Origin of the sequence: Aeromonas sp. FDAARGOS 1415, assembly GCF_019048365.1 — a bacterium.
In the GTDB taxonomy this organism is placed as follows: Bacteria; Pseudomonadota; Gammaproteobacteria; order Enterobacterales; family Aeromonadaceae; genus Aeromonas; species Aeromonas taiwanensis.
In genome coordinates, this window is sequence record NZ_CP077363.1 from 3,357,933 (window position 1) to 3,380,253 (window position 22,321).

Consider the following 22,321-nt stretch of genomic DNA (forward strand, 5'->3'; position numbering starts at 1 on the left):
GGGGTCAAGGGAGGGAAGAGGCGTGGCCGCCAGTAAAGAAAGGGAGTGACGTCAAGCGGTGAACCGGCGAGGCGCCACCCGGGGTATCGGGCCTCCCAACAAAAAGGGGAGCCAATTTGGCTCCCCTTTTTGGGTCAGTCGTCCAGGGTCAGCACAACCTTGGCTTCCTTGTCTGTCTCCTTTACCTGGCTGTCGAGCACGAAGAGGCGCTCCGGCGCTATGCCCTGGGTATCGACCAGGTACTCCTTGGTGTTCTGGGCGCGGCGCATGGCGAGGTTTCGCAGGGACTTGGCGGTGATCAGCTGCTGGTCCCGCAGCAGGATCACCGCCTGGGTGCGCAGGGCCGGACTCTGCTCGGCCAGTTGCAGCCGGCTGGCCAGGGTGTCCAGATCCTCGTTGAATTTGGCCTCATAGGCCTCTGCCAGGGCGCTCTGCATGGCGGGGTCCTGCTCCAGCAAATCGAGATCGACCGGGCTGCCGGTGAGCTTGGCCAGCGCCCGCTCCAGCTTCTGGTGCTGGAGGATGGGGCGCTCCTCGTGGAAGTTGACCTTGCCGCGAATGTTCATGCTGAGCTTGGGCCTGTCCTTGAGGGCCTGCGCCAGGGTGGTGAGCTTGCCCTGCTGGGTCGGGGTCAGGCTGGGATCCCCGGGCAGGAAGGGAAGCTCGTCGAGATCCTGGGGGCCGCCCGTCAGGGAGGCCAGCAGAGAGAAGGGAGAGGTGATGGCTTTGCTGAGGGTGTTGCCGAGCACATCCCAGAAGATGTTGCCGAGGCTGAAATTCGGCTGATCCAGATCTCCCTTCACCTTGAGGTTCATCTTGATGACACCGCTTGAGTCGCTCAGCAGGGCGATGGCAAGCCCGAGCGGCAGATCCCTGGCCTGTTCGCTCTTCACCTTCTCCCCGAGCTGCAGCTTCTTGATGGTGATGTCGTTGTCCCCCTCCAGCCGGTTGCCCTGCAGCTTGTAGTTGAGCTTCATGGAGAGCTGCCCCTTGTCGATGGCATAGCCCGCATAGGTGCTGGAGTAGGGGGTAAAGGTGGTGAGCTCCAGGTTATTGAAGGCCACGGCGACGTCGAGCACGGGATCCTCGATGAGCAGGTTGGCGCCGCCCCGGATGGTGACGGGGGCGTATCTGTCCACCTTGCCGTTGAAGGCGATCTCGGAGCGCTGGCCCGGCGTGTTGCTGATGTGGCGGCTCTGGCCCTCGAGGGAGGCGATGTCCACCACGAACTCCGGGCTCAGGCTGCGATCGGCAAAGCGCAGGTTGCCCTGGGCGGTGCGGATCTGGTCGATGAGGATGCGGGGAGCGGGGCCGCTCTCCTTGCTGGTCGGCTGGGGCAGCAGCAACTGCTGGACGTTGGTGATCCCCTCTTCGTTTATCTCGATGCGGGCGAAGGGTTTGGTCAGGAGGACGTCGGCTATCTTCACCTGCTGGCGGATGCCGTCATAGTGCAGGCCGCTCAGCTGCAGGCTGTCAATTTGCAGCAGGCGCTGGTTGTCGGCCCGATCCAGCACATTGAGCCGCGCGATGTCGAGTCCGCCGCTGATGTCCAGCTTGTTCAGGGTGCCCTGCTCATCGGTGGCCAGCGCCAGCTTGATGCGGCTGGCGAGTTCGCCGTCCCGCACGCTGATGCGCAGCAGATCCTGCAGATAGGGTTGCGCCAGGGTGAGGGGCAGGCCTTGCTGGCGGATGGCGCCATTCAGGGTGAAGGGGGCCAGCCCCAGGGTGCCGTCAAACGCCACCGTCGTCCTGGTGTCGAGGGCCGCGCTGAGGGCTAGGGGAGTGCTCTGGCCGGGCTGGCTGCCGAGGGCGCCCAGGGTCAGCGCGAGACCGGATATATCCCGCACCAACGGCTTGCCACTGCTGGATTCGGTCAGCTTGAGGCTACCCTGCTCGATGCGGGTCTGCTTGAGGGTCCAGCGCCAGGGCTTGGCTGTCGTGGCAGAGTGTTTGGCCGCTGGCTTGGTGGATTTCTTTGCTGATGATTTGGCGGGTTTGGAGGCCGGCTGGGGGATCAGCAGATCGGCCAGATCCAGCCGCTGCTGCCCGTCGAGGACGGCGACGAGCGCCGGCGCCTTGATAGTGGCGGCGTCCATCTCCAGGGTTTGCTTGGTGCCGTCGACCCGGATCCCCGTGAGGGCCAGGCGGTTGAAGCGGGCAAACTCGCCCCCCTTGTCACCCTTGAGCAGCCAGTTGGAGAGCGTCAGCTTGCCCTTCGAGAGTTGCCAGCCGAGCCCCTGTTTGCCCGGAGTGAGTCGATAGGCGATCTCGGCGCTGGCCTCTCCCTTGCCTAGCCTGGCCTTGACATAGGGGGCCCAGAGCGGGGCGAAGGGGGCGATGGCCACCTTACCGAGGCTGAGCTGCCCCTTGCCGGCCCCCGTCATGATGTCGAGTTCGCCTTCCGCCTTGAGGGGGCTCTTCTGGTTGAGGGTGGCGCTGAGTCGATAGGGATTGAGGGCGCCCTGGGCGCTGGAGAAGCCGGGGAGCGTCAGCTCGAGGTCGGTGAGAGTCAGGGGGGGCACCCAGCCGGTGCTGCTCTGCTTGCGACTGTCTTTGTACTGGAGTTGTCCCTGGGTCAGGGCCAGCTTGGCGACAGTCACCACCAGAGGCGCGGCGCCGGTTGCCGGCCCTGCCGGAGTCTGCATCTGCGCCAGCAAGGGGGCCAGTGCCTCGGTGAGATTGAAGCGAGCCTGCCCCTTGCTGTCAGGGAGACGAACCAGATCCACCCGGGGGGCGGTCAGGGTCGCCTCCGCCAGCACCAGGGCGCGCTGTCGCCAGCTCTCTTTCACCTCGGGAATGAGGCGCAGCCCCTCGAACGCCACCAGCACCCGTTGCTCGTCGTCGAGCAGGGTGGTGGGGCCCAGGGTGAGGGAGGGTGAACGCAGCCCGACGTCAATCTCTCCCAGGGTGAGGTGCAGACCGTAGTGGGTGGCGAGCCAGCCAGGCAGATGGCGCTGGATGAGATTGGGGGCTTGCCAGAGCAGTATGGTGACGCAGATGAGCAGGCTGGCGCAGAGATAGAGGGCGTAGCGCAACAGGCGGGCAGGCAGGGGCTTGAGCATGACGGTCTCCATTTGATGCGCATATGGTAGCAATTAATCGCGATGGAATCATGGGATGGGCTCATGAGGTGCGCCGCACTCTGACCAGGATGGGGAAAGCTTGCACAGCCGTGGTGATGCGCGTTTGCTCCCGCGCACCAGAGGACGTGCTTTGGCCTCAGGGGGGGGGCGGGTGCCTGCCGGCACCTGGGGACGACTGCGGCATAGGAGACTCCGGGGGCGAGATACCCCCAGAGTCTGTCAATCCGCGTCGGTTTTCAAGCCACCCAGGGAGTGGATGCAGCGCTGCTCGGCGGCGTCGAGTTCGGCCATCACCATCTGGATGTCTTCGAGCTGCTGGCGCAGGGAGTGGCGCCTGGCTTCGATGAGCTGGATCATGGAGTGCAGCTGCATCCGGCTGGAGCGGTCCGTGTCGTACATGTCGAACAGCTCGCGGATCTCCGCCAGGCTGAAACCGAGCCGCTTGCCCCTCAGGGTGAGTTTGAGGCGGATCCTGTCCTTGTGGCTGTAGATGCGGGTCTGCCCCTCCCGGGCCGGGGTGATCAGCCCCTCGTCCTCGTAGTAGCGGATGGTGCGGGGGGTGACGTCGAACTCCTGGGCGAGCTCGGAGATGCTGTAGGTTCTCTCCTTGCCGCCAAAGCTGCCGGCTCTCATGGGGTTGTCCTGCATGATCTGGCCTCCAACAGGGGGGAAGGGGGGCATAGGGCTGGCGCCTGGCCGCCCTCGGGGACGGCGCTCACGGGATCATCCTGCATGGGGCGCTCCTAGTGGTCTTTCTTGCCGCTCCGGTGGTGACTGGCGGGCCCTGGCGTGGAGGGCCTGACCGACCCGGGAGCCGTTGGGGCGGCCGAGCAGCTCGCTCACCCACTGGCCGGTGGCTGCCAGCTTGTCCAGGTTTACTCCCGTCTGCATGCCCAGGCCGTGCAGCAGGTAGACCACCTCCTCCGAGGCAATGTTGCCCGACGCCCCCGGTGCATAGGGGCAGCCGCCGAGCCCGGCCACCGAGCAGTCGATGGTGCGAATGCCGCGCTCCAGCGCCGGCAGCAGGTTCGCCACCCCCTGGCCATAGGTGTCGTGAAAGTGCACCGCGAGGCGCCCGGCCGGGACCTCGTGCAACACGGCGTCCAGCATGGGGGCCACGGTGCCCGGGGTGCCGACGCCTATGGTGTCGCCGAGGGATATCTCGTGACAGCCGAGATCCAGCAGGCGCTCGGCCAGGGCGGCGACCCGCTTCGGCTTGGTCGGCCCGTCGAAGGGGCAGGCGATGACGGTGGAGAGATAGCCCCGCACCTTGATGCCAAGGCGACGCGCCTCCTGCACCAGGGGGGCGAAGCGTATCAGGGACTCCTCCACGCCGACGCCGATGTTGGCCCGGGTGAAGCCGTCCGAGCAGGCGGTGAAGAGGCCTATCTCATCGGCGCGGGCGGCGATGGCGGCTTGCAGGCCCTGCAGGTTGGGGACCAGGGCGCCGTAACGGGTCGGCCCCCTGCGGGGCAGCGCCTCGAACAGGGCGGCGGAATCCGCCATCTGGGGTACCTTTTTGGGGGAGACGAAGGCCCCCACCTCGATGCGCTGCAGGCCGCACTGTGCGAGGCGCTCGATGAAGGCCTGACGCTGCCCCAGCGAGAGGAGGCGAGGCTCGTTTTGCAGACCATCCCGCGGCCCCATCTCCACCAGGCTGACCCGGTCGACGGGGAGGTGGATCTCCTTGTTCATGGCGCGTCTCCTTGCTCTTGCTCGTCTTTCTCATCTTTTTCATCATCGGCGGCAAAGTGCACCAGCAGAGTGCCCTGGCTTACCTGATCCCCCTGGCGGCAGGGCAGGGCGGCGATCACCCCGTCCCGATCCGCTCGCAAGATGTGCTCCATCTTCATCGCCTCCATCACCAGCAGGGGCTGACCCCGGGTGACGGGCTGGCCGGCCTCGACCAGGAGCGCCACTACCATGCCGTGCATGGGGGCGATCGCGCCCTTGGTGGCATCCGCGCCCTGATCATGGTGATGCTGGTGGCGCTGATCATCGGCCGAGAAACGGATGCGTTGGCCGGCCAGCTGCAACACATAGTCTCCCTCGGCCAGGGTGTATAGGGGGTAGCGCTGCCAGCGTCCCGCCTGCTGCAGACGGATGTGATGGGCCCCCAGCTCGTAGGCCTGCGCTTCCCCTTGCCAGAGCAGGGTGCCCGCACGCTCATTCAGGGTCAGCACCCTGACCTCGTCACCGATGCGCACCGCCGCCGTCAAGCTCCTGGTCGCCCCCAGCCGAAAACCGGGGGCCTGCTGCCAGGGGGAGGGGCCGATGCGGCTGGCCAGCCAGAGGGTGGCGAGCGACCAGGCGAGGGGCGGGACGGGCTCGGCCGTGGTGGGGATGGGCCACTGGGTGTGGTGGCTCATGGCCAGCACCTCGGGGTCCTGGCACAGGCGCAGCAGCAGGGGGCCGTTGTGCGCCAGGGGGCCGAGATCCAGCACCGCCAGGGAGTCGGCCAGCCTGGCGAAGGCCTGGGCCCTGTCATCCCCGTGGGCGACCAGCTTGGCGATCATGGGATCGTAATAGGGGCTCACCTCGTCACCGGCGGCGACACCGGTATCGATGCGCACTCCCTGGGGCCAGTCGAGCCAATGGATGGGGCCGCTCGCCGGCAGGAAGCCGGCGGCCACGTCTTCAGCGTAGAGGCGCGCCTCCACCGCGTGGCCGCGCAGCACCACCTCCTCCTGAGTGAGGGGCAGCGGCCTGCCCTCGGCCACCGCCAGTTGCCAGGCCACCAGATCCTGGCCGGTGACGGCCTCGGTGACCGGGTGCTCCACCTGCAGCCGGGTGTTCATCTCCATGAAGAAGAACTCCTCCCCGCACAGCAGGAATTCGACGGTGCCGGCACCCCGATATTTGATGGCCCGGGCGGCGGCTACGGCGGCCTCGCCCATGGCGCGGCGAAGGGCTGGCGCTATGTTCGGCGCCGGCGCCTCCTCGATCACCTTCTGGTGGCGGCGCTGCAAGGAGCAGTCCCTGTCCCCCAGGTAGATGGCGTTGCCCTGCGTATCGGCAAACACCTGTACCTCCACGTGGCGGGCGCGGGGGAGGTAGCGCTCCAGCAGCACCTGATCATCGCCGAAGGCCGCCAGGGCCTCCCGCTTGACCGCTGCCAGGGCCTCGTCAAAGTCCTCTATCTGCTCGACCCGGCGCATCCCCTTGCCGCCGCCGCCACTGGCCGCCTTGATAAGGAGCGGGAAGCCGGTGAGCCTGGCCTGATCACGCAATACCGCCAGGCCTTGATCGGCGCCGTGATAGCCGGGCAGCACGGGCACCCCGGCCGCCTCCATCAGCGCCTTGGCGCCGGACTTGTCCCCCATGGCGAGGATGGCGGCGCCGCTTGGACCGACAAAGCGCAGGCCGCGTTGCTCACAGGCGGTGGCAAAGTCGCTGTTCTCCGAGAGGAAGCCGTACCCCGGGTGAACGGCATCGGCCCTGGCCTCCTTGGCGATGCGCAACACCTTGGCGGTGTCGAGGTAGCTCTCCCGGGCGGGGGCCGGGCCCAGATGCCAGGCTTCGTCGGCTTCACGCACATGCATGGCATGAGCATCGGCGTCCGAATAGAGGGCGATGGTGTGGATGCCGAGACGCCGCGCTGTCTTGATGATGCGCACGGCGATTTCGCCTCTATTGGCGATGAGCAAGCGCTGGATAGGAGCCTGATGTGTCATTGTTGCTCCTCGTTCATAAGGCTGCACAGTGGCCCGATGTCGTGATGTGCACAGCGATCATTCTCGCCGCGGTTGGCGATAAGCAGGCGCTGGATAGGGTGGTATTGAGTCATGTTTCGTCCTTGAAACGGGGGCGCCAGCTCGGGGGGCGCTTGTCGAAGAAAGCCTGGATCCCCTCCTGGGCCTCGAGTCCGACCCGGACCCGGGCGATGGTCTCGACCGTCCTCTCTTCGTGTTGGGGGCCTGGGTGCGCCTCGATGGCAGCCAGCAGCCGCTTGGTCTCCTTCATCGCCTCCGGGCCGTTCTGGCACAGGCGCAGTGCCATGGCGCGCCCCTCTGCCAGCAACTGATCGGGATGGCAGAGCCGGTGCACCACGTTGAGCCGACAGGCGGTGATGGCATCGAAGGGTTCTGCGCTCAGCATGTAGCGGCGGGCCTGGCGCGTTCCCATGGCGCGCACCACGTAGGGGCTGATCACCGCAGGCACCAGCCCCAGGCTCACCTCCGAGAGGCAGAAGCGGGCATCGTCGCTGGCCAGCACGATGTCGCAGGCACAGACGAGGCCAAGCGCCCCGCCGTAGGCGGCCCCCTGCACCAGGGCCACCGTGGGGAAGGGCAGGGTGTCGAGGGCCTGCATCAGATGCGACAGCACCCGGGCATCCTCGCGATTCTTGTCAAAGGAGCTGGGGTCGAACTCCCCCTGGGCCATCTTGCGCATCCAGTTGAGGTCGGCGCCGGCACAGAAATGCGGCCCCTCGGCCCGCAGCAGCAGCACGTGGGGACGCTCGGCCAGGGGCTGGCCGTGGCAGTGGGCGAGATCGTCGAGGCAGTCGAGCAGCCCCTGCATCAGATCGGCGTCGAGGGCGTTGTGGCGGGCCGGTCGTGCAAGCACCAGCTCGATGAGCGGGCCGTGGCGCTCCAGCCGGAAATGGGCCAGGGGGTCATTGCAGAGCGGGTCTGACATGTTGCACTCCTTACATCCGGAAGATGCCGTACTGTTCCGGGCCACTTTCGGCCCCCTGGCATGCCGCCAGGGCCAGGGCCAGCACGGTGCGGCTCTGGGCCGGGTCGATGACGCCGTCATCCCAGAGCCTGGCGCTGGCGTAGTAGGGGTGACCCTGACGCTCGTATTGCGCGATCACCGGCGCGCGGATGGCGGCCGCCTCCTGCTCGCTCAGCGCCTTGCCCTCGGCAGCCAGCTTGTCCCGGCGCACCTGCACCAGTACCCCGGCGGCCTGCTCGCCCCCCATGACGGAGATGCGGCTGTTGGGCCAGCTGAACAGGAAGTCCGGCTCATAGGCGCGGCCGCACATGCCGTAGTTGCCGGCGCCAAAGCTGCCGCCGACGATCAGGGTGATCTTGGGCACCCTGCTGCAGGCCACGGCGGTGACCAGCTTGGCGCCGTGCTTGGCGATCCCGTCCCGCTCGGCCTGACTCCCTACCATAAAGCCGGTGATGTTCTGCAGGAAGAGCAGCGGGATGGCGCGCCGGTTGCAAAGCTGGATGAAGTGGGCCCCCTTCTGGGCGCTGTCGCTGTGCAGCACGCCGTTGTTGGCGAGGATCCCCACCTGCATGCCGGCAATGCGGGCGAAGCCGGTGACCAAGGTGGTGCCGAACAGCGCCTTGAATTCGTCAAAGTCCGAGCCGTCTACCAGGCGGGCGATCAGCTCGCGGGCGTCATAGGGGCGCTTGAGGCTGGTGCCCACCAGGCCGTACAGCTCTTCGATGGGATGGCAGGGGGGCTCGTAGCCGGGGTTGGTCTCTACCGGCTCATTGCCCAGATGGGTGACCAGGGTGCGGGCGATGGCCAGGGCATGGGCATCGTCCCTGGCCATGTGATCCGCTACCCCGGAGTGGGCGCAGTGCACCTCGGCGCCCCCCAGGTCCTCGGCACTGATCTCCTCGCCGGTCGCCGCCTTGACCAGGGGCGGGCCCGCCAGAAAGATGGTGGCCTGTTCCTTGACCATGATGGACTCGTCCGCCATGGCGGGCACGTAGGCGCCACCGGCAGTGCACAGTCCCATCACCACCGCCAGCTGGGGGATGTTCTGGGCCGACATGCGCGCCTGGTTGTAGAAGATGCGACCGAAATGTTCCCGGTCGGGGAAGACCTCGTCCTGCATGGGCAGGAAGGCACCGCCGGAATCCACCAGATAGAGGCAGGGGAGGCGCAGCCGCTCGGCGATGGCCTGGGCGCGCAGGTGTTTCTTCACCGTGAGCGGGTAGTAGGTGCCCCCCTTCACGGTGGCGTCGTTCACCACCAGCATGCACAGGCGCCCCGAGACCCGGCCGATGCCGGTGAGGATGCCGGCGGCGGGCACCGGTTCGTCATAGACCTGCCAGCCCGCCAGGGCAGACAGTTCGAGGAAGGGGGAGCCCGGATCCAGCAGCTGGTTGATGCGTTCGCGGGGCAGCAGTTTGCCGCGGGCCTGGTGGCGGGCGTTGTTGGCCGCACCGCCGCCCAAAGCTATCTCCTCCAGGCGGGCGTTGAGATCGTCGACCAGGACCTGCATGGCGGCCTGATTGGCCTCGTAGTCGGGGCTGGCCCTGTCGAGGCGGGAGTGGATCCTGCTCATGCATTCTCTCCCATCAGCTCGCGGCCGATGAGCCAGCGGCGGATCTCGGAGGTGCCTGCACCTATCTCGTAGAGCTTGGCGTCCCGAAGCAGGCGGCCGGTGGGGTATTCGTTGATGTAGCCGTTGCCGCCGAGCAGCTGGATGGCGTCCAGGGCCATCTGGGTGGCATTTTCGGCGGCAAACAGGATGGCGGCGGCGCAATCCTTGCGGCTGGTGCGCCCCTTGTCGCAGGCAGCCGCCACCGAGTAGACCAGGGCCCGGCTGCTGGCGAGGCGGGTGTACATGTCGGCGAGCTTGCCCTGCACCAGCTGGAAGTCGCCGATGGGCTGGCCGAACTGCTTGCGATCGCGCACATAGGGCAGCACCACGTCCATACAGGCCTGCATGATGCCGAGCGGCCCGGCCGCCAGCACCACCCGCTCGTAATCCAGACCGCTCATCAGCACCTTGACCCCGCCGTGCAGGGGACCCAGCAGATTCTCCTGCGGCACGCGGCAATCCTGGAATACCAGCTCGCAGGTGCTGGAGCCGCGCATGCCGAGCTTGTCGAGCTTCTGGGCGGTGGAAAATCCCGGGGTGCCCGCCTCGACGATAAAGGCGGAGATGCCTTTGGGGCCGGCGGCGGGATCCGTCTTGGCATAGATGACGAAGGTGTCGGCATCGGGGCCGTTGGTGATCCACATCTTGTTGCCATTGAGCACGAAGTGATCCCCCTCGCGCACCGCGGTCAGGCGCATGCTCACCACGTCGGAGCCGGCCCCCGGCTCGCTCATGGCGAGCGCCCCCACGTGCTGGCCGCTCACCAGCAGGGGCAGGTAGCGCGCCTTCTGATCCGGGGTGCCGTGACGGTGGATCTGGTTGATGCAGAGGTTGGAGTGGGCGCCGTAGGAGAGGCCGACCGAGGCGCTGGCGCGGCTCACCTGCTCCATCACCAGCACGTGGGCCAGATAGCCGAGGTCCACCCCGCCATACTCCTCCGCCACCGTGATGCCGTGCAGCCCCAGATCCCCCATGGCGGGCCAGAGATCTCGGGGGAAGGCGTTGCTCTGATCGATCTCGGCGGCGCGCGGCGCGATCACTTGTCGGCAGAAGGCTTCGACCTGTTCGGTCAGGGCCTGGAGGGTCTCATCCATCAGGGCATGCATCCGTGCTCTCCTTGTGCTTGGGTCTCGATTGTTGGGACTCAACCTTGTTCGCCTGGTGCAGGGGGACTGGTCAGTCCATTTGTGATTTAAGTTTACGTTAGCGTAAACGTAAATGAGTTGTTAGTCTAAGGTAAATTCGTTGCCCGCCGACCGCAAGGGGCTCCCTTCGGGTGGGAAACGCAAGGAGCGAACATGATGATCAGCGTGTGCATGAGGGGGGCGGACTTGCGGTGCCCGGCCACTTTCTGCCAACCAGAGGAGAGGGCGGCATGAGCCAACACCATACCCAGTTCGGGGATCTGCCGCTGCATATCGGCGGCGAGCCCTATCCATCCGCGAGCGAGCAGTGGATTGAAGTCAGCAACCCGGCGGATCAGAGCCTGCTGGCGCGGGTGCCGAAGGCCACCCCTGCCGAGATCGAGCACGCGGTACGTACCACCCACGATGCCTATCTGTCGTGGCGGGAGGTGCCAGCCTCCGAGCGGGCCCGGGTGATGTTCAACTACCAGCACCTCTTGAAGGTGCACCACGACGAGCTGGCGACCCTGCTGGCCCAGGAGACCGGCAAGAACCTGGCGGACGCCAGGGGGGACGTGTGGCGCGGCATCGAGGTGGTGGAGCAGGCCTGCGCCATCGCGAGCCAGACCCTGGGGGAGACCATGGGCAACGTGGCGCGCCGGGTGGACGGCCACTCCTGGGTGCAGCCCCTCGGGGTGTGCGTCGGCATCACCCCCTTCAACTTCCCGGCCATGATCCCGCTCTGGATGTTCCCGCTGGCGGTGGCCTGCGGTAACGGCTTCGTGCTCAAGCCCTCGGAGCAGGATCCCCTCACTCCCATGCGCCTGGCCGAGCTGTTCATGGAGGCAGGGGCCCCCAGGGGCATTCTCTCGGTGGTGCACGGCGGCGCCGAGCAGGTGGATGCGCTGCTCAACCATCCTGACGTCAAGGCGGTCAGCTTCGTCGGCTCGGCCCGGGTCGGGGCCCATGTCTATCGCACCGCCACCGCCCAGCTCAAGCGGGCCCAGTGCTTCGTCGGTGCCAAGAACCACATGGTGATCATGCCGGACGCCAACAAGGCGCAGGTGCTGAGCAACCTGGTGGGGGCCGGGGTCGGCGCCGCCGGCCAGCGCTGCATGGCCATCAGCGTGGCGGTGTTCGTGGGGGGAGCCCGGGAGTGGATCCCGGAGCTCGCCGCCGAATTTGCCAGGGTGAAGCCCGGTGTCTGGCACGATCCCGACGCCGCCTACGGCCCCCTCATCAGCCCGGAGGCGAAGGTCAGGGTGGAGGGGCTCATCGAGGCGGGGATCGCCGAGGGGGCAGAGTGCCTGCTGGACGGGCGCTTCTGTGACGTGCCCGGCTACCCGGTGGGCAACTGGGTGGGGCCGACCCTGTTTCGCGGTGTGACGCCCCAGATGCGCATCTACAGGGAGGAGATCTTCGGGCCCGTGCTGGTGTGTCTGGAGGTCGGCAGCCTCGACGAGGCGCTCGCCCTCATCAACGACAACCCCTATGGCAACGGCACCTCCATCTTCACCGGCTGCGGCGCCGCTGCCCGCAAGTTCCGCCACGAGGTGGCGGTAGGCCAGGTGGGGATCAACGTCCCCATCCCGGTGCCGCTGCCGTTCTTCTCCTTCACCGGCTGGCGCGGCTCCTTCTACGGGGATCTGCACGCCTACGGCAAGCAGGCGGTGCGTTTCTACACCGAGACCAAGACGGTGACCGAGCGCTGGTTCGACGAAGACATTCCCACCGGCCCCAACATGACCATACAGCTGCGTTGAGTGGCCCGAACGATCGAGACAACAAGGAAGCAGACAAGATGGATTTTAACCTGACCCCGGATCAGCAGGCGTTCGTCGAGGCGGCCAGCGCCTTCGCCGAGGAGGCGCTCAAGCCCCACGCCGCGCGCTGGGACAAGGAGCACGAATTTCCCGTCCCAACCATCAAGCAGGCGGCGGCACTCGGCTTTTGCGGCCTCTACACCCCGGAGCAGTACGGCGGCCTCGGCCTGCCGCGCCTCGATGCGAGTCTTATCTTCGAGCGCCTCGCCATGGGCTGCACCTCCACCACGGCCTATTTGACCATTCACAACATGGTGAGCTGGATGCTGGGCAGCTGGCTGCCTCCCGAGGTGGCCGAGGAGTGGGTGCCGAGGCTCGCCAGCGGCGAGCTGCTGGGCTCCTACTGCCTCACCGAGGCGGGGGCCGGGTCCGATGCGGCGGCCCTCAAGACCCGCGCCCTGCGCGATGGCGATGATTACGTCATCGACGGCAGCAAGGTGTTCATCTCGGGGGCGGGCAGCACCCAGGTGCTGGTGGTGATGGCCCGCACCGGTGGCGAGGGGGCGAAGGGGATCTCCGCCTTCATGGTACCGGCCGAGACGGCGGGGGTGAGCTACGGCAAGGCGGAGGAGAAGATGGGCTGGAACAGCCAGCCCACCCGGGAGGTGAACTTCAGCGCCGTGCGCATCCCTGCCCGTTACCGGCTGGGGCAGGAGGGGGAAGGGTTCAGATTCGCCATGCAGGCGCTCGATGGCGGGCGCATCAACATCGCCACCTGCTCGGTGGGCACCGCCCAGCAGGCTCTCGACGATGCCCTGGCCCATGTGCAGCAACGCCAGCAATTTGGTCACCCGATCAGCGAATTCCAGAGCGTGCAGTTCCGTCTCGCCGACATGGCCACCGAGCTCGCCGCCGCCCGGCTGCTGGTGCGCCAGGCGGCCGCCAGGCTCGATGAAGGCAGTCCGGACAAGAGCGCCTGGTGCGCCATGGCCAAGCGCTTTGCCACTGACGTGGGCCACCGCGTCTGCGACGAGGCTCTGCAACTCTTTGGCGGCTATGGTTATATCCGCGAGTACCCCCTGGAGCGCTACCTGAGAGACACCCGGGTACACCGTATTCTGGAGGGGACGAACGAAGTGATGCGCCTCATCATCGCCCGCCGCCTGCTGGCGGATCCCGGTCTGTCGCTGGGTTAGCCGGGGAAGGCGAGCTTGCTGGCCCGGGTGGAGGGATCCACTGACCCTCTCGCCGCCCGTTGTGTGAGTGCGTCGAATATTGGCTCCATTCAACTCTGTTATCATGGGCAGGTTTCAATGACAAGGACGATGCAATGACAAGGATCAGGCTCGAATACCAAGGTCACGTGGCCTATATCACCCTCGACCACCCGCCTGCCAACACCTGGACCCTCGCCAGCCTGCAGGCCTTCCTGCAGATGATGGTGGAGCTGGACAGCCGCCCCGACGTGGTGGCCCTGGTGATCCGCGGTGCCGGTGACAAGTTCTTCTGCGCTGGCGCCGATCTCAAGATGTTCGCCGACGGCAACGTCGAGCACGCCCGCGACGTGGCCGAGGCCTTCGGCCGCGCCTTCGAGGCGTTGGCCCGCTTCCACGGGGTCAGCATCGCCGCCATCAATGGCTATGCCATGGGGGGCGGACTGGAAGTGGCGCTGGCCTGCGACATCCGCATCGCCGAGCAGCAGGCCAAGCTGGGGCTGCCGGAGGCCTCGGTGGGGCTCCTGCCCTGCGCCGGCGGTACCCAGCGCCTCACCGAGCTGGTGGGGCCGGGCTGGGCCAAGCGGATGATCCTCTGTGGCGAGAAGGTGAGTGCCACCCTGGCCTACGAGATGGGGCTGGTGGAGGAGGTGGTCAAGGAGGGGCACGCCTGGGAGGCGGCGCACCAGATGGCCCGGCTGGTGGAGCGCCAGAGCCCGAGCGCCCTGCGCGCCTGCAAGACCCTCATCAACCAGGGGCGAAGCGGTCATCGTGATGCGGCGCTGCCGCGCGAGCGCAGCCTCTTCCTCGAGCTGTTTGAGGATGCCAACCAGCGCGAGGGGGTGGCCGCCTTCCTCGAGAAGCGTGTCCCGCACTGGCACTATGACAAGCCCAGGGGAGAGGCCCATGAGTGAGCCCGTCGTCGTCACGACCCATCCCACCGCAGATGGCCGCCAGATTGGCGTCCTGACCCTGGACAGCCCCACCTCCCTCAATGCCCTGAGCCTTGAGATGATCCAGTTGCTGCAGGCGGCGCTCACCGCCTGGGAGCAGAACCCGTCCATCGTCTGCGTGCTGCTGCAGGGGGCCGGCGAGAAGGCATTCTGCGCCGGCGGCGACATCCGCTCCTTCTATTACTGCAAGCAGAAGGCGAGCGAGTCGGAGCTGTTCGGCTACGCCCGCGATTTCTTCGAGCAGGAGTACCGGCTCGATCATCACATCCACCGCTACACCAAACCCCTCATCTGCGTGGCAGACGGCATCTGCATGGGGGGGGGCATCGGCCTCTTCGCCGGGGCCGCGTTCCGGGTGGTGACGGAGAAGAGCCTGTTCGCCATGCCGGAGGTGACCATAGGCCTCTACCCGGACGTGGGAGCCAGCTGGTTTTTGAGCCGGATGCCGGGGCGTCTCGGGCTCTGGCTCGGCCTCACCGGTGCCCGCTTCAACGGGGCGGATGCCATCGGCCTGGGTCTGGCGGATCACGCCATGGCGAGCCACGAGCGGGCGGAGCTGCCGGCGCGCCTCGCCGCCCTCGACTGGTCCGCCGACGCCAGCGAACAGATAGAGGGGCTCCTCGCCGGCTTGCAGCGTGGGCTCGGCCAGGCGTTGCCGGCCCCCGTGATCCTGCCCCATCAGGCCCGCATCGATGCACTCCTGGCTGGCCGCTCCCTGCAAGGGGTGCTGGAGAGGCTGGTGCGCGCCGAGCTGGATGAACCGGCGCTGGCCCAGGCCCGGGCAACCTGCCAGGGGGGCAGTCCCATCAGCCGCGCCATCCTCTGGCGCCAGTTCTGGCAGGCGCGCCGCCAGTCCCTGGCCGAGGTGTTTGCCGACGAGCTGACGCTCTCGGTCAACTGCGTGCTCAGAGGTGACTTCGTGGAAGGGGTGCGGGCGCTGCTCATCGACAAGGACAAATCTCCCCGCTGGCAGGCGCCTCAGGCAGGCGAGGCCTGGCTGGATGCCTTCTACCGCTGGCCCGAGGGGAAAAATCCCCTGAGCCCTGCCTGCTGAGGCGCGGGACGCACGAACGGAACATATCAAGGAGCAGATCATGACAAGGATTGGATTTATCGGGCTTGGCAACATGGGGGGGCCCATGGCCGCCAACCTGGTCCGGGCGGGGCACAGGGTACAGGTGTTCGACCTGGTGCCGGAGAGCCTGAGCCGGGCGATCGCCGCCGGCTGCATCGCGACCGCCGATGCCCGGGAAGCGGTGAGCGACTGCGATCTGGTCATCAGCATGCTGCCCGCAGGGGAGCATGTGCGCAGCCTCTGGCTGGGCGAAGGTAGCGGTGAGCAGGGCGGCCAGGATCTGCTGGCGGCCCTGCCCACGGGCACCCTGGTCATCGACTGCTCCACCATAGACGTGGCCTCGGCCCGCAGGGTGGGAGAGGCGGCGAAGTCGCGCGGCATCCGCTTCATCGATGCCCCTGTCTCGGGGGGCGTGGCCGGCGCTGCGGCAGGGACGCTGACCTTCATCGTTGGCGGCGAGGCGGCGGACTTCGAGGCGGCCAGGCCCGTGCTCGCCTCCATGGGGCAGAACCTGTTCCACGCCGGGGCGCTCGGAGCGGGCCAGATCGCCAAGATGTGCAACAACATGCTGCTCGCCATCCACATGGCGGGCACCGCGGAGGCCCTTGCCCTCGGGGTGAAGGAGGGGCTGGATCCCGCCGTCCTCTCCACCATCATGGGCAAGAGCTCGGGCAACAACTGGAGCCTGGAGCGTTACAACCCCTGGCCCGGGGTGATGGAGAATGCCCCGGCGTCGCGCAACTACCAGGGGGGCTTCATGACCCGGCTGATGGTGAAAGACCTGGGGCTCGCGATGGCGCTTGCCGAACATGCCCACAGCGCCGTACCCATGGGAGCCCTGGCCCGCAACCTGTTCAACCTGCATGCGGCCAAGGGACCGGACACGCGGGATTTCTCCAGCATCGTCGAACTCTATCGAGAGGCGGAGCTGGATCAGACCAAGGCGGGTTGAGCCGGCGCGGCCATCCCCTTTATCCACCCATTTATGGCCGGGCAACCGGCAAGGAGCATCCATGGATATCACGCAGAAGGTCATCGCCATCACGGGGGCGGGCAGGGGGCTCGGCCGCGCCATCGCCCTGAGCCTCGCTGAGCAGGGCGCGGTGCTCGCGCTCATCGACGTCAACCGCGCGGATCTGGAGGTGACCGAGGCCGAGGTGCGCAGCCGTGACGGCCGCTGCGCCCTCTTCGTCTGCAACGTGGCGAGCGAGCCCGAGGTGGAGGCGACCTTCGCCGCCATCGACGAGCAGTTCGGCGTCCTGCACGGCCTCATCAACTGCGCCGGGATCCTGCGCGACGGCATGCTCATCAAGGTGAAGGAGGGAGAACTGCTGGAGAAGATGAGCCTGGCCCAGTGGCAGGCCGTCATCGACGTCAACCTCACCGGTACCTTCCTGTGCGGCCGCGAGGGGGCGGCGCTGATGGCGCGAGGAGGGCAGGGTGTCATCATCAACATCTCTTCCATCGCCCGGGCCGGCAACATGGGCCAGAGCAACTATGCCGCCAGCAAGGCGGGGGTAGCCTCCCTGGTGGTGACCTGGGGGCGGGAGCTGGCCCGCCACGGCATCCGGGTGATGGGCATCGCCCCCGGGGTGTTTGCCACCGACATGACGGCGGCCATGAAGCCCGAGGCCATGGCCCGCATGCAGCAGGCCATCCCGGTGGGAAGCCTGGGGGAGGCGGCGCAGCTGGCCCACACGGTACAGTTCATCCTCGCCAACGACTACCTGTCGGGTCGGATGATCGAGATAGACGGGGGACTGCGGCTCTAGCCCCGGCCTCGATCATGATGACCACTGCGCCCCGGATCCCGGGGCGTTTTCATGAGCAGTGCCTGCAGCCCGCAGGGATGAATAGCCATGCAGCCTTTTTCCTAAAAACCCCGGGTCACATCATGGAAAAACGTGAAAGATCAACGGGTCTCTCTTAATTTGAACCAGCTCACAGGCGAGGTGAGTGAGTGCTGTAGAATTGCGCGCGGTCAAGACGGTGCGTGATTGGCGCTGCGAAGGATTGCGGTCGGAATAGTCATGCAATATAGTTGCCGCCTTTTTCACGGGGTACGGATCTTTCGCCCCTCCCATGTCGCGCGCTGTATGAATACGGATGCTCAGCCGCCGCCTAAGAAAACAGGTTTGAGATGGACAAGAAACTGGGGCTCGGTGCCCTCATTTCGCTGGTGATCGGCTCCATGGTCGGTGCCGGGGTCTTCAGTCTGCCACAAAACATCGCGGCGCATGCCAGTGCCGGGGCCGTCGCCCTGGGATGGACCATCACGGGGATCGGCATGATCTGCCTCGCCCTGGTGTACCAGAACCTCTCCATGCGCCGTCCGGATCTCGATGGCGGCATCTTCAGCTACGCCAAGGCAGGGTTCGGTGATTTCGTCGGCTTCAACGCAGCCTGGGGCTACTGGCTGTGCCAGCTGCTGGCCAACGTCTCCTACGCCATCGTGGTGTTCAGCGCCCTGAGCTACTTCTTCGATACGCCGGACAACGTCATCTTTGGTGACGGCAACACCCCGATCGCCATCACCCTCGCGTCCCTGCTCATCTGGTCGGTGCATGCCCTGGTGCTGCGCGGCATCCAGGTGGCGGCGCTGGTGAATATCGTCACCACCATCGCCAAGATGGTGCCCCTCATCGTCTTCTGCGTCGCCATCCTGCTCGCCTTCAATATGGAGACCTTCACCCTGGATCTCTGGGGGCAGGGGAGCCCCGAGCTCGGCTCCGTGATGGATCAGGTCAAGTCCACCATGAAGGTGACCCTCTGGGTCTTCATCGGCATCGAGGGGGCCGTGGTGGTCTCCGCCCGTGCCCGCCACCGCAAGGACGTGGGCCGCGCCACCGTGCTGGCCCTGCTGGGCGCCCTGGCGCTCTATGTCATGGTCACCCTGTTCTCCCTGGGGGTCATGAACCAGCCGCAGCTGGCGGCCCTCAAGAACCCCTCCACCGCCATGATCCTGGAAGCCGTGGTTGGCCCCTGGGGCGCCTGGCTCATCAACATCGGCCTGGTGATCTCCGTGATGGGGGCCCTGCTGAGCTGGACCGTGCTGGCGGCGGAAGTGCCCTACATCGCGGGCAAGACCGGCGTCTTCCCGGCCTGGTTCGCCAAGGAGAACAAGAACGGCTCGCCCCAGGTGTCGCTCTGGTGCTCCACCTGCCTGGTGCAGATCTTCCTCATCATCATCTACTTCCAGAGCAGCACCTACCTGGCGCTGGTCAACATCGCCACCTCGGCGGCCCTGGTGCCCTATGTCTTCTCCGGCGCCTACGGGCTCAAGCTGGCGATCCAGGGCACCACCTACGAGCAGCAGCCCCATCAGCGCAAGCGTGACCTGCTGCTGGCCCTGGTGGCCACCGCCTACGGCTGCTGGCTGGTCTATGCGGCGGGGGTGGAGTACCTGCTGCTGGTGGCGCTGCTCTACAGCCCCGGCATCTTCATCTACTGGAAGGCGCGCCAGCACCACGGCCTGCGCAGCCTCAACCGGCTGGAGCAGGGGATGACGGCGGCCCTGCTCGGCTGCGCCGTGCTGGCCTTCTACAAGGTGATGGACGGTACCATTCCCCTTCATTAATCGGCACAATAAAGAGATGGCCTGGCGCCATCTCTTTTTTTATGGGTATTGGCGGTCGAGTCGACCGCCAATTTATTAGCGAAGGAAATTTTATGCTGTTTGTGGGGTATCTGGTGTTGGGGGCCTTCGCGGGCATGCTGGCCGGGCTGTTCGGGATCGGGGGCGGGCTCATCATAGTGCCCGTGCTGGTGCTGAGCTTCCACGCCCAGGGCGTGGCCCCGGAGATCATCACCCACCTGGCACTCGGCACCTCGCTGCCCACCATGATCTTCACCGGTTTCAGCTCCCTGCGAGCCCATCAGGAGGCGGGGGCCGTCGACTGGGTGATGATACGGCGCCTCGGGGCGGGCATGCTGCTCGGGGCCTGGCTCGGCGGCATGACGGCAAATCTGCTGAGTGCCAGCACCCTCAACATCATCATCGGCTGTTTCGCCTGGACCATGGCGCTGCAGATGGGGCTCAACCTGAGGCCCAAGGCGGAACGTCGCATGCCGGGACCGGTTGGCACCGGGATCGCGGGCAGCATCATCGGCTGGATGTCGGCCCTCTTTGGCATCGGCGGCGGCTCGCTCACCGTGCCTTATCTGAGCTGGAACTCGGTGCCCATGCGCAACGCCGTGGCGGCTTCCGCCGCCTGCAGCATGCCCATCGCCCTGGCGGGCAGCCTGAGCTACCTCTACGCCGGCTGGGGGAACCCCGATCTGCCCGAGTGGAGTGCCGGCTACATTTATCTGCCGGCCTTGGTGGGCATCGTACTCACCAGCACCCAGTTCGCCCGGTTTGGCGCCAGGCTGGCACACCGGCTGTCACCCGCACGGCTCAAGCAGGCCTTCGCCCTCCTGATGCTGGTGGTGGGGGCCAAATTCATGCTGTTTAGCTGAACCCTTGGCCAGATTGTTGAAAAATAAGGCGAACGGCTCGCGCTGCGGCAGAAAGCCATTGCATTGACCGGCCAGTTTGCCTATTCTCCTCGCCGGTGGTCCTATTGGTCCTCTCGCATTGATAACCCGTCGACCTGGTCAGGACCGGAAGGTAGCAGCCAAGGCGGGGGACTCGAGTGCCGGGATGTGGCTGGTAGGGCCACCACTTGTTTTTGTAAATCAATAAGTTACAGCTAATCACCCTCTTCAGACCTCTTGGTAATCCACTTTGTGTGGATGGATCAGGAGTCTTCTAAGTGAATCTCTGGCTCTCTCCGCAAGGTATCTGGTACTACCGTAAGGTGACTGTGCTCCCATGTGGCCGCCGCAAAGACATCAAGAAATCTCTCCGTACTCGGGACAAGCTGGTCGCTCGTGAACAGGTGGCTCAGATGCTTGCCTGTGCGCGTTCTTGGGTAAAAACTGCGGCTGTCCAGCCAGAACCTCAGCCAAGCTCCCTGCCGGAGCCTCAGCGGCTACAGCAACAGACACCATCTGCGACCAAGCCAGCCCCTCAGTCAGTCCCTGCGGCTCCTTCTGCCATTGCATCCCCTGTACTTTCAGAACTCAGTGAGCGTTATCTGAAAGAGAAGACGTTGTCTTGGGCACCCAAAGAGCTCAGTAATCAGAAGAACTACATCGGCTACTTCATCAAGGCTCTGGGGGATAGATCTCCCACCGCTTACAGCAAGGCCGATGTGGTCAAGTTCAAGGACGAATTGCTGAATTCAGGCAAGAGCCCGACGACTATCAACAAGTATCTCCAGAAACTCTCTTTGTTGTTCGTCTGGCTGGGCAATCACCACGAGGGCATCATTAATCACTTCGCAGGGCTCAAGCTACAACGGGTCAAAGAGGTCAATTCTCGCAGCGGGTACACATCTGCGGAGAAACAGCGGTTGATCCAGTGGGCGAAGAAGCAGGAGCCATACCGCAAGTGGATAGCGTTGCTCGGCCTGTATACCGGAGCGAGAGCCAATGAGATTTGCCAGTTGTACGCGGACGATGTGCAACAGGTCGACGGGGTATGGTGCCTGAACATCAGGGACAATCGCCCAGACCAGAAGCTCAAGACGGTCAACAGTGCTCGCCTGATCCCTATTCACTCCTCGCTAATTGCTGGTGGCTTTATCGACTTCGTGCAGGAAAGGGCAGGAGGGCGTTTATTCCCTGAATTACCTCATCGACAGGACGGTTACAGCCATCTATGGGGTCAATGGTTCAGTCGTCATCGCCCGGTAGACAAAGACTTCCACAGCTTGCGGCATACCGTAGCAACAGAGTTGAAGGATCATGGGGTACCGTTACAGTACGCAGCCGCCATTTTGGGTCATACCAATGGTGCCATTAGCTATGATCGGTACGGTGGTGGGGTAGCCGTTGAGAAGCTACAAGCAGCTATAGAAGCGGCACTGTGAACGTACTACCTTGGAGAGCATCTCGTATGTACTTCAACCTAAGAAGAAATCACTATTTAGCTAGATGCTGATGAGCACAAGGAAGAGCACCAGTGGAACACCAGAGGCCTGATAAGGCACAACCTGATTTGAATGAGTTAAAAGAGCAAATTGCATTGGAGTACGGGCGATGCCTCCTCCAGTTGCAGCAGTTTGAATTGATGCTCAAAGCAACTCTGCCCACTCTGAAGGTGAGTGGGTTTTCCGATGAGTTGGCTGGTAACGTAGAACGCTACCGCCAAGAGTTAGGGTTTAAGACTATGGGCCAATTAGTTGGCCAGTGGAACCAGAGAACGACGTTGGAGGATGAGCAAGAAATTGATGATGATGCTCTGAACGGTCGAGCTTACTTCCGCTTCAGTTTTGGCCTGGAAGACGGAGAATGGATGAACGAAAGGCTCAAACAATTGGTAGAGTTAAGAAATGAGCTGGTCCATCATTTCCTGTCACGATTTGAGTTGACCTCGGAGGTCAGTTGTCAGGAAGCAATCAGCTATCTGGCGATGGCAGCCAACACCATCAAGGACAACAGAGAAACCTTGCATTCCCTCTTGGCTACCGCCGAAAAAGCCAAGAGCGAATTGTTCGAGTTTATGAGCTCTCCTCAGGGAGAGCATTTTTTACTCTCCGGAGTCTTACCTGGTGAACCTGCTGATAATTGGGAAAACACCACCATCATCCAACAGCCGAAATTCGAAGAACGTTCAAGAAGTTCGCCATGTTTGACCTCCAGCTCGTCACAAGCACATCCGAGGAAGGGGAAGCCTGCAAGAAGGTAGGAAATGGAGTACAACCAGAGTGCTCTTCAGAAGCTCCAAGTAATGCTTAGGTGCTGATGAAACTTGTATGTGTGGAGCCTGGGCTGG

17 protein-coding genes and 1 other RNA gene are annotated in these 22,321 nt (G+C 65.0%); 11 read left to right on the top strand and 7 right to left on the bottom strand.

Annotated features, from left to right (window positions below; genetic code table 11):
* Nucleotides 1-134: 134 nt before the first annotated feature.
* The 7 genes from I6L45_RS15730 to I6L45_RS15760 form a co-directional block, all read right to left on the bottom strand.
* Nucleotides 135-3,062 (bottom strand): DUF748 domain-containing protein, encoded by a 2,928-nt coding sequence (locus I6L45_RS15730; RefSeq protein WP_254204336.1) that lies wholly within the window; start codon nt 3,060-3,062, stop codon nt 135-137.
* A gap of 240 nt (nt 3,063-3,302) precedes the next feature.
* Nucleotides 3,303-3,731, bottom strand: a complete 429-nt coding sequence (locus tag I6L45_RS15735; RefSeq protein ID WP_280634126.1) for a MerR family DNA-binding transcriptional regulator — start codon at nt 3,729-3,731, stop codon at nt 3,303-3,305.
* 75 nt (nt 3,732-3,806) lie between these two features.
* A complete protein-coding gene (locus tag I6L45_RS15740; protein ID WP_216982569.1) occupies nt 3,807-4,778 on the bottom strand; it encodes a hydroxymethylglutaryl-CoA lyase in 972 nt (323 codons plus the stop codon).
* Complete coding sequence (locus I6L45_RS15745; RefSeq protein ID WP_216982570.1) at nt 4,775-6,757, bottom strand: biotin carboxylase N-terminal domain-containing protein; 1,983 nt, start codon at nt 6,755-6,757, stop codon at nt 4,775-4,777. Before I6L45_RS15745 ends, I6L45_RS15740 begins: the two co-directional genes overlap by 4 nt.
* A 109-nt stretch (nt 6,758-6,866) precedes the next feature.
* A complete protein-coding gene (locus I6L45_RS15750) occupies nt 6,867-7,721 on the bottom strand; it encodes an enoyl-CoA hydratase-related protein (protein WP_043760949.1) in 855 nt (284 codons plus the stop codon).
* Nucleotides 7,722-7,731: 10 nt separating this feature from the next.
* Nucleotides 7,732-9,333, bottom strand: a complete 1,602-nt coding sequence (locus I6L45_RS15755) for a carboxyl transferase domain-containing protein (protein ID WP_216982571.1) — start codon at nt 9,331-9,333, stop codon at nt 7,732-7,734.
* Complete coding sequence (locus I6L45_RS15760; RefSeq protein ID WP_216982572.1) at nt 9,330-10,478, bottom strand: isovaleryl-CoA dehydrogenase; 1,149 nt, start codon at nt 10,476-10,478, stop codon at nt 9,330-9,332. Before I6L45_RS15760 ends, I6L45_RS15755 begins: the two co-directional genes overlap by 4 nt.
* 269 nt (nt 10,479-10,747) lie before the next feature.
* On the opposite strand from I6L45_RS15760, the gene I6L45_RS15765 reads away from it, so the two are divergent.
* The 11 genes from I6L45_RS15765 to I6L45_RS15815 all read left to right on the top strand — a co-directional run bounded on the left by I6L45_RS15765 (nt 10,748) and on the right by I6L45_RS15815 (nt 22,234).
* The gene (locus tag I6L45_RS15765; protein ID WP_216982573.1) at nt 10,748-12,259 is read left to right on the top strand and encodes a CoA-acylating methylmalonate-semialdehyde dehydrogenase; all 1,512 of its coding nucleotides are present in this window, start codon (nt 10,748-10,750) and stop codon (nt 12,257-12,259) included.
* A 38-nt stretch (nt 12,260-12,297) separates the two neighbouring features.
* Nucleotides 12,298-13,455, top strand: coding sequence for an acyl-CoA dehydrogenase family protein (locus tag I6L45_RS15770; protein ID WP_216982574.1), 1,158 nt, complete (start codon nt 12,298-12,300; stop codon nt 13,453-13,455).
* A 134-nt stretch (nt 13,456-13,589) separates the two neighbouring features.
* Complete coding sequence (locus tag I6L45_RS15775) at nt 13,590-14,387, top strand: enoyl-CoA hydratase (RefSeq protein WP_216982575.1); 798 nt, start codon at nt 13,590-13,592, stop codon at nt 14,385-14,387.
* Nucleotides 14,380-15,480 (top strand): enoyl-CoA hydratase/isomerase family protein, encoded by a 1,101-nt coding sequence (locus I6L45_RS15780; RefSeq protein ID WP_216982576.1) that lies wholly within the window; start codon nt 14,380-14,382, stop codon nt 15,478-15,480. The genes I6L45_RS15775 and I6L45_RS15780 overlap by 8 nt, the downstream gene beginning before the upstream one ends.
* A gap of 40 nt (nt 15,481-15,520) precedes the next feature.
* A complete protein-coding gene (gene mmsB, locus I6L45_RS15785; RefSeq protein ID WP_216982577.1) occupies nt 15,521-16,453 on the top strand; it encodes a 3-hydroxyisobutyrate dehydrogenase in 933 nt (310 codons plus the stop codon).
* A 61-nt stretch (nt 16,454-16,514) separates the two neighbouring features.
* Complete coding sequence (locus I6L45_RS15790; protein WP_043760935.1) at nt 16,515-17,273, top strand: SDR family oxidoreductase; 759 nt, start codon at nt 16,515-16,517, stop codon at nt 17,271-17,273.
* A 368-nt stretch (nt 17,274-17,641) separates the two neighbouring features.
* Nucleotides 17,642-19,078 (top strand): arginine-ornithine antiporter, encoded by a 1,437-nt coding sequence (gene arcD, locus I6L45_RS15795; protein WP_043760933.1) that lies wholly within the window; start codon nt 17,642-17,644, stop codon nt 19,076-19,078.
* Between the two features lie 92 nt (nt 19,079-19,170).
* Nucleotides 19,171-19,959, top strand: a complete 789-nt coding sequence (locus tag I6L45_RS15800; protein ID WP_043760931.1) for a sulfite exporter TauE/SafE family protein — start codon at nt 19,171-19,173, stop codon at nt 19,957-19,959.
* 102 nt (nt 19,960-20,061) lie between these two features.
* Nucleotides 20,062-20,158: signal recognition particle sRNA small type (gene ffs, locus I6L45_RS15805), an RNA gene on the top strand.
* Between the two features lie 97 nt (nt 20,159-20,255).
* Complete coding sequence (locus tag I6L45_RS15810) at nt 20,256-21,416, top strand: site-specific integrase (protein WP_216982578.1); 1,161 nt, start codon at nt 20,256-20,258, stop codon at nt 21,414-21,416.
* Between the two features lie 92 nt (nt 21,417-21,508).
* Nucleotides 21,509-22,234 (top strand): helix-hairpin-helix domain-containing protein, encoded by a 726-nt coding sequence (locus I6L45_RS15815; RefSeq protein ID WP_254204337.1) that lies wholly within the window; start codon nt 21,509-21,511, stop codon nt 22,232-22,234.
* Nucleotides 22,235-22,321 lie beyond the last annotated feature (87 nt).